The 16,936-nt window shown below is 63.2% G+C and carries 14 protein-coding genes; 8 read left to right on the top strand and 6 right to left on the bottom strand.

All coding sequences use genetic code 11. From position 1 onward, the window contains the following. Nucleotides 1–66 precede the first annotated feature (66 nt). From HMPREF2674_RS02180 to HMPREF2674_RS02160, 5 genes are all read right to left on the bottom strand, one after another. Nucleotides 67–990, bottom strand: coding sequence for a metal ABC transporter permease (locus HMPREF2674_RS02180; RefSeq protein ID WP_070824692.1), 924 nt, complete (start codon nt 988–990; stop codon nt 67–69). Then, the gene (locus tag HMPREF2674_RS02175) at nt 987–1,892 is read right to left on the bottom strand and encodes a metal ABC transporter ATP-binding protein (protein WP_049342792.1); all 906 of its coding nucleotides are present in this window, start codon (nt 1,890–1,892) and stop codon (nt 987–989) included. Before HMPREF2674_RS02175 ends, HMPREF2674_RS02180 begins: the two co-directional genes overlap by 4 nt. Beyond that, on the bottom strand, nt 1,893–2,894 hold the full coding sequence (locus HMPREF2674_RS02170; protein ID WP_070824691.1) for a metal ABC transporter solute-binding protein, Zn/Mn family: 1,002 nt from the start codon (nt 2,892–2,894) through the stop codon (nt 1,893–1,895). A gap of 265 nt (nt 2,895–3,159) precedes the next feature. Continuing rightward, nucleotides 3,160–4,254 (bottom strand): hemolysin family protein, encoded by a 1,095-nt coding sequence (locus HMPREF2674_RS02165; RefSeq protein WP_070824690.1) that lies wholly within the window; start codon nt 4,252–4,254, stop codon nt 3,160–3,162. After that, on the bottom strand, nt 4,251–5,600 hold the full coding sequence (locus HMPREF2674_RS02160; protein WP_070824689.1) for a hemolysin family protein: 1,350 nt from the start codon (nt 5,598–5,600) through the stop codon (nt 4,251–4,253). The genes HMPREF2674_RS02165 and HMPREF2674_RS02160 overlap by 4 nt, the downstream gene beginning before the upstream one ends. A 530-nt stretch (nt 5,601–6,130) precedes the next feature. Between HMPREF2674_RS02160 and HMPREF2674_RS02155 the strand changes: the two genes are divergently transcribed. From HMPREF2674_RS02155 to HMPREF2674_RS02125, 8 genes are all read left to right on the top strand, one after another. Continuing rightward, nucleotides 6,131–9,826, top strand: a complete 3,696-nt coding sequence (locus HMPREF2674_RS02155) for a multifunctional oxoglutarate decarboxylase/oxoglutarate dehydrogenase thiamine pyrophosphate-binding subunit/dihydrolipoyllysine-residue succinyltransferase subunit (RefSeq protein WP_070824701.1) — start codon at nt 6,131–6,133, stop codon at nt 9,824–9,826. Nucleotides 9,827–10,028: 202 nt separating this feature from the next. Beyond that, complete coding sequence (locus HMPREF2674_RS02150) at nt 10,029–10,628, top strand: GDSL-type esterase/lipase family protein (protein WP_049333285.1); 600 nt, start codon at nt 10,029–10,031, stop codon at nt 10,626–10,628. 213 nt (nt 10,629–10,841) lie between these two features. After that, complete coding sequence (locus HMPREF2674_RS09660) at nt 10,842–10,916, top strand: 50S ribosomal protein bL37 (RefSeq protein WP_095343185.1); 75 nt, start codon at nt 10,842–10,844, stop codon at nt 10,914–10,916. A 164-nt stretch (nt 10,917–11,080) separates the two neighbouring features. Next, complete coding sequence (locus tag HMPREF2674_RS02145) at nt 11,081–11,758, top strand: sigma-70 family RNA polymerase sigma factor (RefSeq protein ID WP_049333287.1); 678 nt, start codon at nt 11,081–11,083, stop codon at nt 11,756–11,758. A 64-nt stretch (nt 11,759–11,822) separates the two neighbouring features. Beyond that, nucleotides 11,823–12,113, top strand: a complete 291-nt coding sequence (rsrA, locus tag HMPREF2674_RS02140; protein ID WP_049333289.1) for a mycothiol system anti-sigma-R factor — start codon at nt 11,823–11,825, stop codon at nt 12,111–12,113. Between the two features lie 202 nt (nt 12,114–12,315). Beyond that, the gene (gene aroA, locus HMPREF2674_RS02135) at nt 12,316–13,800 is read left to right on the top strand and encodes a 3-phosphoshikimate 1-carboxyvinyltransferase (RefSeq protein WP_070824688.1); all 1,485 of its coding nucleotides are present in this window, start codon (nt 12,316–12,318) and stop codon (nt 13,798–13,800) included. Next, nucleotides 13,800–14,927: a ribosome small subunit-dependent GTPase A gene (gene rsgA, locus HMPREF2674_RS02130; protein ID WP_070824687.1), complete on the top strand. Its 1,128-nt coding sequence runs from the start codon at nt 13,800–13,802 to the stop codon at nt 14,925–14,927. Before aroA ends, rsgA begins: the two co-directional genes overlap by 1 nt. 39 nt (nt 14,928–14,966) lie before the next feature. Further along, on the top strand, nt 14,967–15,908 hold the full coding sequence (locus tag HMPREF2674_RS02125) for an inositol monophosphatase family protein (RefSeq protein ID WP_070824686.1): 942 nt from the start codon (nt 14,967–14,969) through the stop codon (nt 15,906–15,908). 104 nt (nt 15,909–16,012) lie between these two features. Here HMPREF2674_RS02125 and HMPREF2674_RS02120 read toward each other — a convergent pair whose 3' ends face one another. Continuing rightward, on the bottom strand, nt 16,013–16,663 hold the full coding sequence (locus tag HMPREF2674_RS02120) for a hypothetical protein (protein WP_070824685.1): 651 nt from the start codon (nt 16,661–16,663) through the stop codon (nt 16,013–16,015). Nucleotides 16,664–16,936: the final 273 nt, after the last annotated feature.

The following is a 16,936-nucleotide window of genomic DNA, read 5'->3' as shown; positions in this document are numbered from 1 at the left end:
TTCGTTGTCCAAGAAACGGGAGGCAGTTCACTCGAGCGGGGGCTCTTTCACGTCTGCGGACGTAAGCTAGTTCTTTGCCGCCAGATGACGGCCCGAGGCGCTGTGGCGGCGCTTCACGGAACCAATCACACGGCACACCAGGTAAATCAGGAAGGAAATGCTCGTCACGTACGGGCTAATCGGCAGTGAGCCGGCCAGCGCCAGCATAATGCCGCCCACGATGGAGGCCTCAGCGAAAAGCACTGAAAGCAGCAGCGTGCGCAGCGGAGAAGCCGTCACCTGCATCGCCGCCGCCGCCGGGGTAATCAGCAGGGCCAGCACCAGCAGCGAACCGACCACCTGCACCGACAGCGCCACCGCGATACCCAGCACAACCATGAAAACCAGCGAGAGGAAGCGCATCGGAACGCCCTTCGCCCGAGCCACATCCGGGTCGAGGGAGGCGAAGCTCAGGGGCCTCCACACAATAATCAGCAGGGCAATAATGACCACCGCACCAATAATCATGGCGTTCAGCTGGTCGGCATCCACGGACACGATCTGACCGGTGAGCAGGCCAAACTTATTCGCACTACGACCCTGATACAGCGAAAGGAACAGAATACCCAGCCCCAGGCCGAAGGGCATGAGCGTGCCAATCACCGAGTTCGACTCGCTCGCCTTGGACCCAATCATCGCAATCAGCAGGGCCGAGGCAATCGAGCCAACCATGGAGCCGGTGACCACGTCGTAGCCCAGAAGCAGGGCCAGGGCCGCTCCCGCGAAGGACATCTCAGAAATGCCGTGCACCGCGAAGGCGTGATCGCGCATCATCACGAAGATGCCGACGAAGCCACCGATGAGGCCCAGCACAGCACCCGCAAAAATGGAGTTCTGCAGCATATGCAACAGCTCGCCGTAACGGTCAAACACGAAGATGCGCGAGAGCAAATCACCCTGCGTGCTGGATGCAGCGGCGGCCAACGCGGGGAGGGAAGAGAGAATGGTCATCGAGCGGTTCCTCCCGGTAGGTGCAGGGTGCCGGACGCGCCGCCGGGCTGTGCCTCGACTCGCAGGTGGGCACCGTGGATATTCTGGTCGCCGCCTTCAACGTGGCAGTGATCGCTGGCGTGGGTCTCCCCCACCACCACGTAGCGGCCGTTGGACTTGAGCACACTCACCGGAGTTCCGTACAGGGAGGTGAGGGTCTCGCTCGTCATAACCTCTTCGACCGAACCAACCGTAAAGCGGCCGTTGGCCAGGTAGAGCACGCGATCCACGTGCTCGATAATCGGGTTAATCTCGTGCGTCACGAAAATTACCGAGACTCCGTGCTCGCGGTTGAACCGGTGAATCAGCTCCGCCACGGCGTACTGATGGTTTAGGTCTAGGGAGAGGAGCGCCTCATCGGCCAGCAGAATCTTTGGGTCGTTCGCGAGGGCCTGGGCAATGCGCAGGCGCTGCTGCTCACCGCCGGAGAGCAGACCCACCGGAACGTTGGCGTACTCGGTGGCGCCCACCGCCTCCAGCAGCTCGTCGACCTTGGCACGGTACTTGCGGCCGTGCAGGCGGATACCCCAGCGGTACCCGTCCACACCCAGGCCCACGAGGTCACGAGCGCGCATCGGGGTGGAGGGATCGATTGCCTTCTGCTGGGGCACGTACCCAACACCGGGGTTACCCAGGCGGGCGGGCTTGCCGAGCACCGAAATTTCGCCGGAGTTAAGACCGGTCAGTCCGAGGATGACCTTGAGGAAGGTTGATTTGCCGGAGCCGTTCGGGCCGAGCACCGCGAAGTACTCCCCGGCCCCAATATCGAGGGTGAGATTTTTCCAGAGGGTGCGGGCCCCGAAAGCGAGGCTACCCCCGCGAATCGAAATCGCGGGGGTGGCACCGTTATTGTTATCAGTCACTTAGGAGAGCGCCTTTTCGAGGTTGCTGACGTTGGTCTTCATCCATGCCAGGTAGTCGGTGTTCTCGGGCAGGGTTTCGGTGAAGGATACGTAGTTTACAGAAGCGCCCTTCGCGGTCTGCAGCACCTCGTTCGTCTGGGAGGTGGCGGTCTGCTCGTTGTAGGCCAGCAGCTGCACCTTCTTCTCGCTGATAAGGTCCTTGGTTTCCTTCAGCACGAGGGCGGGAACGTCGTTACCCGCTTCGACAGCCTCGGCGAACTCGCTGGGGGTTGCGTTCTCGGCGCCGGTGGAGGAGATCAGATAATCGGGTACGGGCTCGGTGGAGAGATACTTCTTGCCCGCACCGGAGATGGCCTTTGCGGAGGCTTCGAGGCCGTCCAGCTCCTTGACGAAGTTGGCGGCGTTCGAGCGGTAGGCCTCAGCGTGCGCGGAGTCCAGGGTGGCGAGGTTCTCGGCAATCTGCTGGGCAACCTTCTTGACGGTTTCGAAGTCGTACCAGAGGTGCTCGTTGAACTCGTGAGCGTGGGCGTGATCGCCGCCGTCCTCGTGGTGTTCGCCGCCGCGGTGGTCCTCGACGAGGTGATCGTACTCTGCATCGGTGAGCTTGCCGCTGACCTTGACCGCGTTCACGACCTTCTGGGAGGCGTTATCCTTGCCAGCCATGTCTTCAAGGAACAGGTCGTAGCCCGCGCCGTTGATGACGATCAGGGATGCGTCCTTGGCCTTGAGTCGGTCGGAGCTGGTGGCTTCGTAGGAGTGGGGGTCGGTGCCGGTGGAGGAAATCAGCGCGCTGACCTCAACGTTGTCGCCACCGACCTGCTTAACGATGTCGGCGTACACGTCGGTGGAGGCGAGCACCTTAACCTTGCCGTTCGAGTTAGCGGAGGCGCTCGAACCGGAGGAGCTGTTCTCGGTGGCGCAGCCGGTCAGAAAGAGGGAGGTCGCCGCGAGGGATCCCAGCGCGGTGAGGAAGTGCTTGCGGGTGATGGGGCGATGTGACATATCGTTCTCTTTCTGTTCGTCTGCTGATGTGTTTCTTAACTACACCACGCGCATACCCGTATAAACAACTCTTTATTTGTTGTCCCGACCGGGCGAATACCCGCGTTCGATGTCCTTTGGAAGCATGCCTTATCGACGGTTCGGGTACGCAAATGCCCCGTGCTTCAGGGCAGCGGGCGCTGAAGCACGGGGCATCGTTTCTGCCGCAGACGGTCACCGGAGGGTAGGGTCCTCGAGTAGCCGAGCCGAGGGGCCGGACGTCGCCTTAGTCGGCGTCCCGACCCGCAGCACGGGCACGCTGACGGCGAATACGTTCGCGCACCTCGTCCTGCGTGGTGTCGTTGATTTCGCCGACGAGCTCCTCGAGCACGTCCTCCAGGAAGACCACGCCCAGGGTGCGGCCGTGACTGTCCATGACCTGCGCGATGTGGGTTCGGGTGCGCTGCATCGAGGTCAACGCATCGTCGATATCCGTGGTCGGCGAGAGCGTATCCAGAGAGCGCAACTTATACCAGGGGAAGGGCTCGTTGAATCGCTCCGGGGAGACGGCGAGCGCGTCCTTCACGTGCAGGTATCCCATGTAGGTTCCGTCGCTGTCGGTGATGACGAAGCGAGAGTAACCGCTGCGGGCCACGGCGTGCTCCAGCTCTGCGGGGGTGCTGCCGAAGGGCAAGGTGACGAGCTTGTCACCGGTCACCATGATGTCGGAGATTTCCTTCTCGGTGAACTCGAGGGCGCCCTCGATCACGCCGGCGTCATCCTCCACGGTACCTTCGGCGGTCGAGGTGGCCACGATGGTCTGCAGCTCGCCCAGGGTGAAGGTCGAGGCAACCTCATCCTTAGCTTCGACATTCATGAGGTGCAGCAGGCTGTTGGAGAGGTTATTGAGCAGAGCCACGATGGGTGCGAAGACCTTGGAGACACGCACCAGCGGCGGCACAACCCAGAGAGCCAGGCCTCGGGCGGCGAGGGTGACGGTTGCGTTCTTGGGCACCATTTCGCCGAAGATGACGTGCAGGTAGGTCACCAGGATGAGGGTGATGCCGAAGGCCAGCACGTCGACGACCGCGGTAGGCAGGCCAACCAGGTGCATGGGCATCTCCAGCAGGTGGTGTAGCGCAGGCTCCGAGACATTCAGGATGAGCAGCGAGCAGATGGTGATGCCCAGCTGGCAGGTGGCGAGCATGAGCGAGACGTGTTCAAGGGCGTAGATGACGGTCTGCGCCCGTTTGTTGCCTTCCTCCGCGAGGGGCTCGACCTGTGCACGTCGGGTGGACATGATGGAGAACTCACCGGAGACGAAGAAGGCGTTTCCGGCAAGCAGCAGGACCAGCAGTGCGATGGCTACCCAGTCGTTCATGCGCGTACTCCCTTCTTCGGTGCGGTGTCCTCGTGAGCCGAGTTTTCTTCAGAGTCGGGGGTGAATCGGATGCGGTCAACGCGCCGGCCTTCGAGGGCGTCAACGCGCAGGGTGCCCCCGGTGACCGGGACGGTGTCGCCGATTTCGGGGATGCGGCCGAGTCGATCCATCATAAAGCCGCCGACCGTCTCGTACTCGGGGCTTTCCTCAACCTCGAGTCCGGGAATAAGGGCGTTGATTTCGTCGGGGCGGCGCAGGCCGGAGAAGATCCAGTCGCCGTTGCCGTAGCGCAGGGGGCGCTCGGTGCGTCCGCGGTCGTGTTCGTCGGAGACTTCGCCGACGATTTCTTCAACGAGGTCTTCAAGCGTTGCGATACCCGCGGTTCCGCCGTACTCGTCGAGGACCACGGCAAGCTGCAGGGCTCCCTGGCGCAGCTGGGTGAGCAACGCGTCCAGGTGCAGGGTCTCGGGAACCTGCAGAACGTCTTCGGCGAGCGCGCCGGCCTCGAGGGTGCCGCGCACTTCGGGGGGAACGCCCACGGCCTTCTTGACGTGCACAACACCCACAATGTTGTCGTGGTCGCCCTTGTAGAGCGGAAATCGGGAGTGGCCGGTGGAGCGTGCCAGCTCGATGATATCGCTGACGGGTGCGGTGTCTTCGAGCATGGAGACCTGGCCTCGCGGGGTCATGACCTCGGAGGCGGTCAGCTCGGAGAAGCGCAGGGTGCGGTCCAGGAAGCGGGCTACGGCTGAGTCGAGGGTACCTTCCTTAGCGGAGCGGCGCACCATCGAGGAGAGCTCGTCGGGGGTGCGGGCGGCGGAGAGTTCTTCTTTGGCTTCCATGCCGAAGCGGCCCAGGATCCAGTTTGCGGAGCCGTTCATGATGCGCACGAGCGGCGAAATAATGCGGGTGAAGTTCAGCTGGAACGGGGCAAGGCGGCGGGCCACGTTGTAGGGGTCCGCGATGGCGAGCCCCTTGGGCAGCAGTTCGCCCATCACCATGGACAGCAGGGTCGCGATGAGCATCGCGAGGACGAGGGTAAGAACGTCGATTAATCCGCTTGGCAGGCCCAGGCTACCGATGGCGTCCGTGGTGAGCGCCTTGATGGCGGCGTCGAGGGTGTAACCGGTAAGCAGGGTGGTGATAGTGATGCCGATCTGGCAGCTGGAGAGCTGCGTGGATAGGGTCTTGAGGCAGCGCAGGACGGCGTCTGCGGCCTTGTCGCCGGAGTCTTTGGCCTGCTGCACGGTGGCGGCTTCGAGGGCCACGAGAGAGAACTCGACGGCCACAAAGAATCCGGTTCCAAGAATGAGCAATAGCCCGATCAGCAGAAGAATCAGATCCATTCGGTCACCACCTCGGTTCGGAGCGATGCGCCGAGCACGGGTAGAGTAGCGGTCGGGTCGCGGAATAGTGCGGGTACTCCGCGCTGGTCTGTGTGTACGTTCGTACTCGAAGGGTCATCCATACCCCATATTCTAGCGAAGGTTCCGGGCCGCCTCGTTGCTCCGGGTCGGTTCCGTTCTGGGCGGAAGGCCTCGTGAGGGGCTTTATGGCGGCCCTTAGCTTATTTGAACCGTGTTGAGTGAAAAATTGCATTGTTTACATACTGTTCTCAGGTGGAAACTTCACGGTGATTCTCTCTACACTTATACATAGGAGCATGAGTGTGCCGCCAAGCAAGCGGATGAACTCCGGAGTTCACGGCACGCTAGGCAGGTTTGTACGGTGCACACCCCGCACATACGGCCTCTACCGCAGGCGATGCGCACATGCTCAGCGTGATGATTCGCCCCTCGAAGACGCGGGTCGTCTATGCCGGGGTGAGTCCCGGACGCGACGGATAAATTCACACTAATTGGAAGAGGCGTTTAACGTGCCAAATCTGCCAGAACATCTGGTGCCTGAGGAATTTGCCGGTAACGAATGGTTCGTTGAAGAACAGTACGAGCGTTACCAGAAGGACAAGAACCTCGTGGACCCTTCATGGTGGCCCATTTTTGAGACCATCGATAAGGCGCTGGGAGGCGCCGGTACCGCGAGTACTCCGAGCCCCGCCGCAGCCGCACCGGCTGCTCCCGCAACTCCCGCCGCCGCTCCGGCGGCTCCTGCAGCCCCCACCGCTCCCGTGGCATCGAAGCCTACGAAAGCGCCTGCTACCCCCTCCCCCGCACCTGCTACTCCGAAAGCTAATACCGTGGAACCTGCTGAAGACAAGATTGTCCCCCTGCGTGGCCCTGCTAAGGCAGTCGTCACGACCATGGAAGAGTCGTTGACCGTCCCCACCGCTACGACTGTTCGCGCGGTCCCCGCCAAGCTTCTGATTGAGAACCGTAGCGCCATCAACAAGTACCTGGCCAGCACCCGCGGCGGCAAGGTTTCCTTCACCCACATTATTGGTTACGCGGTCATCCGCGCCGTTGCGGCTATGCCCTCCATGAACGTGACCTACAACGTGGATGAGAAGGGCAAGCCCGTTGCCGTCCACAACGCTCACGTGAACTTCGGTCTGGCAATTGATATCCCCCGCCCCGATGGTTCGCGTAACCTGGTGGTTCCGAACATTAAGGGTGCCGAGCAGCTGAGCTTCCGCGAGTTCTGGGACGCTTACAACGACATCGTCAAGCGCGGCCGTAACGGCGCGCTGACCATCGAGGATTTCCGCGGCACCACCGTGTCGCTGACCAACCCCGGCGGTATCGGTACCGTTCACTCGGTGCCCCGCCTGTCGAAGGGCCAGGCCGCCATTATTGGTGTGGGTGCTCTTGAGTACCCGGCTGAGTTCCGCGGTCTGTCCGAGAAGCTGATTACTCAGCAGGGCCTGTCGAAGATTATCACCCTGACCAGCACCTACGATCACCGCGTGATTCAGGGCGCCGGTTCCGGTGAGTTCCTGAAGCTGGTCGAGCACTACCTGCTCGGCGGCGATGACTTCTACGACGCTATCTTCCGCGACCTGCGCATCCCGTTCGAGCCGGTGCGCTGGGCCCGCGACAACCACATCGACGACGAGCACGAGATTTCGAAGGTCGCCCGTATTCAGCAGCTGATTCACGCGTACCGCGTGCACGGCCACCTGACCGCGGCAACCAACCCCGTCGGCTACAAGATGCGTTCGCATCCGGACCTGAAGCTGGAGCGCTACGGCCTGACCCTGTGGGATCTGGACCGCGTCTACCCGACCGGTGGCTTCGGCGGCGCCGAGCGTCTGCCGCTGCGCACCATCCTGGAGCGTCTGCACGAGGCATACTCGGGTTCCCTCTCGGTCGAGTACATGTACTCCGAAGACCCCGAGGTGCGCGCATGGTTCCAGGAGCGTCTGGAGCACGGTGCGACCAAGCCCAACCGCGAAGAGCAGCTGCGCGTGCTCTCGAAGCTGGTTGAGGCCGAGGCATTCGAGCACTTCCTGCAGACCAAGTACCTGGGCCAGAAGCGATTCTCCCTCGAGGGTGGCGAATCCCTGATTCCGCTGCTGGATGCCGTTCTTGACAAGGCAGCAAACAAGGATCTGAAGGGCGTTGCCATCGGTATGGCACACCGCGGTCGCCTGAACGTGCTGACCAACATCGCGGGCAAGTCCTACGCTCAGATCTTCCGTGAGTTCTCCGGAACCGCCGCTCCCTACGAGGGCGGTTCGGGTGACGTGAAGTACCACCTCGGCACCGAGGGCGTCTTCACCTCCGATTCCGGCAAGCAGACCCAGGTGTACGTGGCCGCTAACCCCTCGCACCTCGAAGCCGCTAACACCGTGCTCGAGGGTATTGTCCGCGCTAAGCAGGACGTCTATCGCGAGCAGGGCGTTGAGGGCCACCCGGTTCTGCCCATCCTGATTCACGGTGACGCAGCGTTCGCTGGCCAGGGCATCGTCATGGAGACCCTGCAGATGGCTGACCTGAAGGCTTACACCACCGGCGGCACCGTGCACGTTGTGGTGAACAACCAGATCGGTTTCACCACCCTGCCCAACGACGGCCGTAGCGCAACCCACCCCACCGACATTGCGCGTATGACTAAGGCTCCGGTCTTCCACGTCAACGCTGATGACCCGGATGCCGTGGTCCGCGCCGCACGCCTGGCCTTCGAGTACCGCGAGCGCTTCGGTCGCGACGTGGTCGTCGATCTGATTTGCTACCGCCGCCGCGGTCACAACGAGGCCGACGACCCGTCGATGACCCAGCCGAAGATGTACCAGGACATCGACGCTCTGCCTTCGACCCGCACCCTGTACGCACAGGATCTGGTGGGCCGTGGCGATGTCTCCCAGGAGGAGGCAGACGAGGTTCTGGATTCCTACCACTCGAAGCTGGACGCTATCTTCGTCGAGACCCAGTCCTCGGCACCGGCTCCGACCGCTCCACACGTTTCCGGTCTGGAACTGCCGGCTGCTCAGCAGAACACCGAGGTGGTTCACGCCGGCAAGACCGCAATCTCCCTGGAGACTCTCCAGCGCATTGCCGATGCCTTCGGTAAGGCTCCCGAGGGCTTCACCGTCCACAAGAAGCTGAAGAAGCTCATGGACCAGCGCGTTGAGATGGGCCGTAGCGGTAACGTGAACTGGGGTATGGGCGAGCTGCTCGCCTTCGGTTCGCTGCTGCTGGAGGGCACCGACGTTCGCATGAGCGGTCAGGATGTTCAGCGCGGTACCTTCGTTCAGCGTCACGCGGTCCTGCACGACCACCTGACCGACGAAGAATGGTCGCCGCTGCAGCATCTCTCCGAGAACCAGGGTAAGTTCCGTATCTACAACTCCTTCCTCTCGGAGTACGGCGTGCTCGGCTTTGAGTACGGCTACTCGGTGGAGCGCCCCGACTCGATGGTCGTGTGGGAAGCTCAGTTCGGTGACTTCGCCAACGGTGCCCAGACCATCATCGACGAGTTCGTCTCCTCCTCCGAGCAGAAGTGGGGCCAGCGCTCCTCGCTGGTTATGCTGCTGCCTCACGGCTACGAGGGCCAGGGTCCTGACCACTCTTCGGCACGCATCGAGCGTTACCTGCAGCTGTGCGCCGAGAACAACATGACCGTTGCGGTCCCCTCGACCCCGGCTTCGCACTTCCACCTGCTGCGCCGCCACGCTCAGCACCGTCCGTACAAGCCGCTGGTGGTTATCAGCCCCAAGCAGTTGCTGCGTCTGAAGGCCGCCGCATCCTCGGTTGAGGACTTCACCGAGGGCTCGTTCCAGCCGGTGATTGGCGACCGTTCGGGCATTAACCCGGCTCAGGTGGAGCGCCTGGTCTTCGTGTCCGGTCGTCTCTACTACGATCTGGAGGCCGAGCGCGAGCGCCGCGGCGACACCAAGACCGCGATTGTCTCTGTGGAGCAGCTGTACCCGCTGCCCGAGAAGGAGGTCAAGGAACAGCTTGCCCTGTACTCCAACGCAACCGACCTTGTGTGGGCTCAGGACGAGCCGGCCAACCAGGGCCAGTGGCCGTTCATGGCGGTCAACCTGCTGCCGCTGCTCGACCGCCGCGTGCGTCTGGCTTCCCGCCCGGCCGCTGCTTCCCCGGCAGCCGGTACCGGTAAGCTGCACGCCGCCGAGAACGAGGCTCTGCTCAAGCAGGTCTTCGAAGGCTAAACGGTTGAAGTTCTAACCGTTCACAACCCGTCGCCCCGTCAGGTACGCCTGGTGGGGCGACGGGTTTTTGGTCTCGGATGCTTGTGGATAGGGGATTAAGTTCGAAAACCGGCCCGTAAGCGCTTATCCTAGATATAAAGACTATTACTCACGTGCCCCGCCGCCTCTCACGGCGGGTCCATCCTGCAGAAGAAAGAATTCCGTGGAGCAACGCAATATTCGAATTGTGGCAGTCGGCGATGACCTGCTCGCCGGTGTTGGCGATCCCCGTACCCTCGGCTGGTTCGGCCGCGTCATGGCACGCACCCCGCAGACCACCGCATCCATCGCGGCGTACAACCTGGCCGCACCCAATGAAGGCAGCGAACAGCTCAACGCTCGTTGGTTTGAGGAGGCCCGCCGCCGCTTTATTCCGGGCGCCGACAACCGCCTTGTCATCGCTCCGTCGACCTTCGACATCGATTTGGGTCTGACCAGCGCACGCTCCCGCTTGAACCTGGCTAACATTGTGGACATGGCCTCGCAGAACAACATCAAGGTTCTGGTCGTCGGTCCCCCTCCGACCCTGGATGCCGAGCGTAACCGCCGCATCGCCGATCTGTCGGCCGCATACGCCGATGTCGTGACCCGCCGTAACCACGTGTACGTGGACACCTTCAACCCGCTGCTGCACCACGAGCAGTGGCGCAACGACCTGGCAGCAAATGACGGTCGCCCCGGCCAGTCCGGTTACGGCCTCATGGCCTGGCTCGTGTTGCACCGCGGCTGGTACAACTGGCTGAACATCCCGGAGCACGGCTAATCCTTTGGAAGAGGAAGGCGAAGAAACTTCGTGTTTTTTCGCTCATATCTCGGTTCCAAGATGCAATCAGGCCGTTTCTATGAAAAAATAGACGGCGTTGCCCCTATAGCGTGGACCACCGGTTTTCGGTGACCGCCTCTCACAGGGCAGTTAACGAGGAACGCGCACCGCGAAGGTGGGGCGTGTTTCCATGAACACTATAAGGAGGCTCTCATGAGCAAGCGCGGTCGTAAGCGCAAGGACCGTCGTAAGGGCGGCGCAAACCACGGTAAGCGCCCCAACGCATAAGGTATCTTGCATACACTTTAAAACCCCGGCGTATCGAATCTTCTATTCGAACCCGGGGTTTTGCTTTACCCCCCCCCATCACCCGGGTGCGGGGAATAAAGCCCCAAATCAGACGTTATGTTCTACGGTGACCGTATGGAGCGTTCCCGTAGAGAGGAGGAATCATGGCCGAGACCGCAGACACTCAGAGTGTCAGTGCCAAGGACACCCGCGAGCTACGTGAACGTTTTACCGCACAGGCCATGCAGTACGTGGACCAGCTCTACAGCGCGGCCCTACGCATGAGCCGCAACCCCGCCGATGCTGAGGATCTGGTGCAGGAGACCTATATGAAGGCCTTCGCGTCCTATCACCAGTTCACCGAGGGTACGAACCTGAAGGCGTGGTTGTACCGCATCCTCACAAATACGTACATCAACCTGTACCGCAAGCGTCAGCGCGAACCGCAGCAGAGTCAGGGTGAAACCGTCGAGGACTGGCAGCTGGCCGCTGCCGGCGATCACGACGCCGTGGGTCTGCGTTCGGCTGAGGCCGAGGCGCTGAGCTCCCTGCCGGGCACCGAGGTGCGTGAGGCACTGAGCTCCCTCCCCGAGGATTTCCGCATGGTGGTGTACTACTCCGATGTCGAGGGCTTCGCCTACAAGGACATCGCCGAGATTATGGACATCCCGATAGGTACGGTCATGTCCCGTCTTCACCGAGGACGACGCATCCTGCGAGAAAAGCTACTCGACTACGCGAGGGAGAACGGTCTGCGCCCCTCCACGGTTGCCAAGGTTGAGGCGAAGGCCGCCGCCTCGGCAGCCAAGGCCGCGGCGAAAACCTCCCCCAAATCGGTTTAGCCCCCTCAAAAAACGTTTGCCCCACTTGCTTCCCCCTACACCTTCCGTGTGAAAGGAACCTCCGATGTCTGATACCCCGAATACCTCTACCGCCCCCTCAGAAGACTGCGGCGGCGAACCCTGTTCCACGACCCTCAAGAAGCTCTACGAGTTCCTGGACGGCGAGCTGAGCAGCGAACAGGTGCGCACGATTCAGCGCCACCTCACCGCCTGCCCCGAGTGCACCGATGTCAAGAACTTTGAGCTGGCGCTCCGCGAGAAGATGCGTTCCTCCTGCGCGCAGAAAGCTCCCGCGGAGCTCAAGAGCCGTCTGCTGCAGGATGTGCGAGACTTCTGCGAGCAGGTGCACCGCTAGGCACTGAGTCTCCCCACTCTGCTTTTCAGCTTTTCTTATAGGGCCTGCCCGGCGCTCCCCTCGAGCACCGGGCAGGCCCGTCTCATCCGGGGGTTCCGGCGGGGTGCGCTAAACCTTCACCCGGTAGAATAGACCTAGACCGGCTACGGATTCCGCCGAGTGCGGGCTACCCTCCGTAGCATGCCGATTTGGAAGAGGATTTATGAGCGACGCATCAGTGCAGCTGTCCGCGGGTGATTGGCCCGCTCCCCCAGCCCCCGCTTCGGCCCTCGGCCGTCACGCGACGGTGCATATCCCCGGTTCAAAGTCGCTCACAAACCGATACCTGCTCCTGGCCGCTCTGGCCGATTCTCCCTCGTACCTACGCGCGCCTCTGCACTCCCGCGATTCTGCCCTCATGATTGAGGCGCTACGCCGCCTGGGTGCCGGGGTTGAGCTCATTCCCACCGATTCGCCCTTCGGCCCCGACCTGCGGGTTACCCCGTTGGATTTCTCCGCGTCAGCCGAGCCTTCCGGGGTTCGCGAGGCTCACCGCGTCAGTATTGACTGCGGTCTGGCCGGCACCGTGATGCGTTTCGTACCCGCCCTGGCGGCCCTGCTACCCGGTGAGTTCGCCTTTGACGGCGACCCTCACGCACGCCAGCGTCCCATGGGCCCCGTGCTGGAGGGTCTGCGCCAGCTGGGCGTGCGCATGGACTGCGCCGAAGCGCCCGATGCTCTACCCTTCATTCTGCGTACCCCGGGCCTGGCCTCCGTGCCGGTGGACGAGGCTCCCGTCGTGCGCATCGACGCTTCTTCCTCTTCCCAGTTCGTCTCTGCGCTTCTGCTCATGGCTCCGCGCCTGCCGAAGGGGCTCGTGCTCGTGCACGAGGGCTCCTCGGTTCCCTCGATTCCGCACATTCAGATGACGGTTGAGGCGCTCCGCGAACGTGGCGTTCGAGTGCAGGAGCACTACCCCGCCGAGGGTGGCGAGTACCGCTGGGTCGTTTTCCCCGGTTCTTTCCCCGGATTCGAGGTCACCGTGGAACCCGATCTGTCGAATGCCGGCCCGTTCCTGGCTGCTGCCGTGGCCACAGGCGCCTCTGTGCGCGTTCCCCACTGGCCCGCCCCCGCGGCTGATTCCTCGGCCGGTACCACGCAGGTCGGCGATATGTGGCGTGAGCTTCTGCCGACCCTGGGTGCGCGCGTCGAGTATCGCGACGGTGCTCTGACCGTGACCGGCCCGCATTCCCTGCCGGAGGGGCCGCTCAGCTACGATCTGTCGGCCGGAGGCGAGCTCGCCCCGACCATGGCCGCCCTGTGCGCGCTGGCGCACGGCCCCGTCGAGCTGCACGGCATTGCGCATCTGCGCGGCCACGAGACGGACCGCCTGGCCGCCCTGGCCGCCGAAATTAACCGTCTGGGCGGCCGTGCCCGCGATACCGAGGACGGCCTCGTGATTGAGGCTCCCATCCCCGCTGAGGCCCGCGCCGAGACCGTGGTGGCCCGCACCTACGACGACCATCGAATGGCTACCTTCGCGGCCATTGTCGGCCTTCGCCGCGGCAACACCGTCGTGCAGAACGTGGGGACCGTCGCGAAGACGATGCCCGAGTTCACCTCCATGTGGGAGGGCATGCTCGCGCAGTGGGCCGGTGAGGCCCCAGAAGCCCCGCAGAACGCACAAACCACCGAGGAGGTGAGCTAATGGGTTCCTCCCGAATGAATGTTCGTGACTTCTCCGATTGGGATGAATCGGATGTGCACGTTCGCCCCAACAAGAAGGGCTCCCGCCCCCGCACCAAGGACCGCCCCACCTTCAAGGAGGCCATTCGCGGCCGCGTGATTACCGTGGACCGAGGCCGCTGGTCCGTGGTCGTGGACGAGGGCACCGAGAACGAGCGTACTCTGATTGCCGCCCGCGCCAAGGAACTGCGCCGCACCCCGATTGTGACCGGCGACTTCGTGGACGTGGTGGGAGATACCTCGGGGGCGAAGGATACCCTGGCGCGCATCGTGCGTCTGGGGGAACGCACCTCCGTGCTACGCAGAAGCGCCGACGACACCGACCCCTCGGAACGCGTGGTCGTGGCCAACGCCCAGCAGCTCGTCATTGTGGTCGCTGCGGCCAATCCCGAACCGCGTACCGGTTTCATCGACCGCGCCGTGGTGGCGGCGGTTGATGCCGGAATCGAACCGATTCTGTGCATCACGAAGACCGATGTGCGTTACCCCCAGCATCTGCTGGACTATTACGCCGCCAGCGGCCTCAAGATTGTTCTCTCGGCCTCCTCGGACGGCCTGGCCCCCAGCCAGGACGGTGCCCAGGGCCTCGAGTCGGCTCCCGTGCAGGAGCTGTTGCAGGAGCTGCTGGGCGAGGTATCGGTCCTGCTGGGCCACTCGGGTGTAGGTAAGTCCACATTGGTGAACGCGCTGACCGGTTCGGATCGCGCAACCGGCCACGTGAACGCGGTGACCGGTCGAGGCCGACACACTTCCTCCTCGGCCCTGGCCCTGCGCCCCGTGGAGCGCGATGGCCGCCCGGTCCCTGCGGGTACCTGGATTATCGACACCCCGGGTATCCGCTCCTTCGGCCTGGCGCATGTGCCGCGTGAGACCGTGGTCGATGCTTTCGTCGACTTGGCCCCCGGAGCCGCCGACTGCCCGAAGGGATGCACCCACGCGGCACAGGCCCCCGATTGCGGATTCGAAGCCTACGTGGTCGCCGGGAAGGCGGGCCCCAGCGGCCCCGAGCGTCTGGAGTCGCTACGCAAGCTCCTGCTGCTGACCCCCGAGGAGGGGGACTCCGAGAAGGAACTGGGCGCCCTCGCCTAACCACACACCGATTACTACCGTGAGAAGAGCCAACCAACCATGAGCCGTACCCCGCTGTACACCGACGACCTGCGTCTCGCGCACATTTTGGCCGATAGCGTGGACCGGGTCAGCTCCGCCCGTTTCCGTGACCGTCCCGCATACTCCCCCGCGGAGGACGGCCCCGCTATCCCCGAAGAGGAGCAGAAGCCCGCTGAGTCCGCGCCCCTGGCACCCTGGCAGCGTGCCGCGCAGCGGAGTGCCGAGCCCGAACCGGTCGTGCCGGAGGCGCCCGCCGATTATGCGCTGGAGGTTGCTCTAGAAATTGAGGAGCTGTTGCGGGCTCAGCTGTCGAGGGTCCGCACCCGCGACGGCATCGCCGGCGAACACGCGGGCCACAACGGCCAGGCGGCGCGCCAGTGGGTTATTGCGCCCCTCGCGGAGCTGGATAACTTCCGCCGCGGCGTTCCCGTGTGGGCCACCCTCATCGCTCTGCTGGACCAGGGTGAGCCTGTGGTGGGCGTGGTCTCCGCCCCGTCGCTGGGCCGTCGCTGGTGGGCCGCTCGCGGTTCTGGCGCGTACACGGGCAAGTCGCTCGCGCAGGCGACCCGCCTTCAGGTTTCTGAGGTGACGCAGCTTGATCTTCTCTCCGTAGCGTACACGGATATCGCCTCGTGGGAGCAGGCTGGCTCCTCCGTCCCGAACCTCACCCCGCGCCTGCTACACCTGCTACGTTCCGCAAGCCGTTCCCGCGCCTACGGGTCCTTCTGGTCGGCGTGCCTGCTCGCCGAGGGGGCCGTGGATACCGTGGTGGATCCGGCCCTTTCCTTCTTCGAGGTGGCGGCTCTCCTCCCGATCATCCGTGAGGCCGGCGGCGTTGCCTCTACCCTCGAGGGCAACCTGCCCGAGCACGCCGGTACGTCCGAGACGGTATCGTTGGTGGCCAGTAATACCGCAGCGGTTCAGGAACAGGTCCTCCAAATCCTTAACACGGAGGGTTAGGCCTCCTTCTCCCGCCGGACTTATCTCGGCGGAGCCGCGCATACGATAAAGGCGGCGGCACCCCAATACGGGGTGCCGCCGCCTTCCTGCGTTATATCGCTTTCTTAGAGAGCGACGAATAGAACGCCCAGCAAAGCCAGAATGCTCAGGCCTGCAAGGACATAGGCGAAGATATTGAAGGTGTTCATCTTCGAGGTGTACTTGGTGACGTGGCCGCTATTGACCTGCGCGGAATAGATGGCCAGCCAGATAGCAATACCGGCGGGAATCAGGCCCGTCAGGAATAGACCGACGACCGAGGTCGAGTCGTAGGCTAGCGAGCTGGAACGGTAGCCGCGGCTACTCATCTCACTCATCTCGAGGGCACGCAGGCCCACAACCATCCAGGCGTAGATGGTGAGCGCCAGGGCTCCCAGGCCGGAGCAGAAGGCGCCGATGGAGTAGTAGTAGCCGGGGCCGCGGAAATCGCTGGTGGCGTCGCCGTAGGGGCGGCGGTGTTCTTCAGGGACGGTGTACTCGGCCGGGATACGATGGTAGGTATCGTCACGCTCGGGGTACGCGGCGGGTGCGATAGCCACTCCCGCGGGTGCACCGGGCTGACCGTTCGGAGCACCGTAGGCGGGCTGGAAGGAGGGGGCGGGGCCGGGTCCTCCAGGCTGAGCCTGCGAAGCGCCGTAGGGAGCGCTATTGTTCGATGCCGCGGCGAATCCGCCCTGGGCGCCGCCGGAAGCGGGGGTGGGGTTCTGGTTATCCATGGTGTGTCCTTGTTCGGGTGTCGCCGAGCTCCGGTGCGTGACGGTACGCTCCGAGAGCCCCCGGCAACGTGGGTATCCATTGGCTCTCTATCGTTCATCATACGGCTACGAAGGCTCAAGCGTCGCGGCGTCGGAACAATATCTACACTTTGATACTACGTCATGAGTTCTCTCTAAGTCTTCTTACGTGACGTTCTCGTTACGATACGGTCGCATATTCGCCCCGCAGCGGGTATAAAAAAGACCCGGCAGGTGACGCCGTGGGGCGTCCTG

This window comes from Rothia sp. HMSC062F03 (assembly GCF_001836905.1).
Classification (GTDB): Bacteria; Actinomycetota; Actinomycetes; order Actinomycetales; family Micrococcaceae; genus Rothia; species Rothia mucilaginosa_A.
This window is presented reverse-complemented; position numbering and strand designations above follow the sequence as displayed.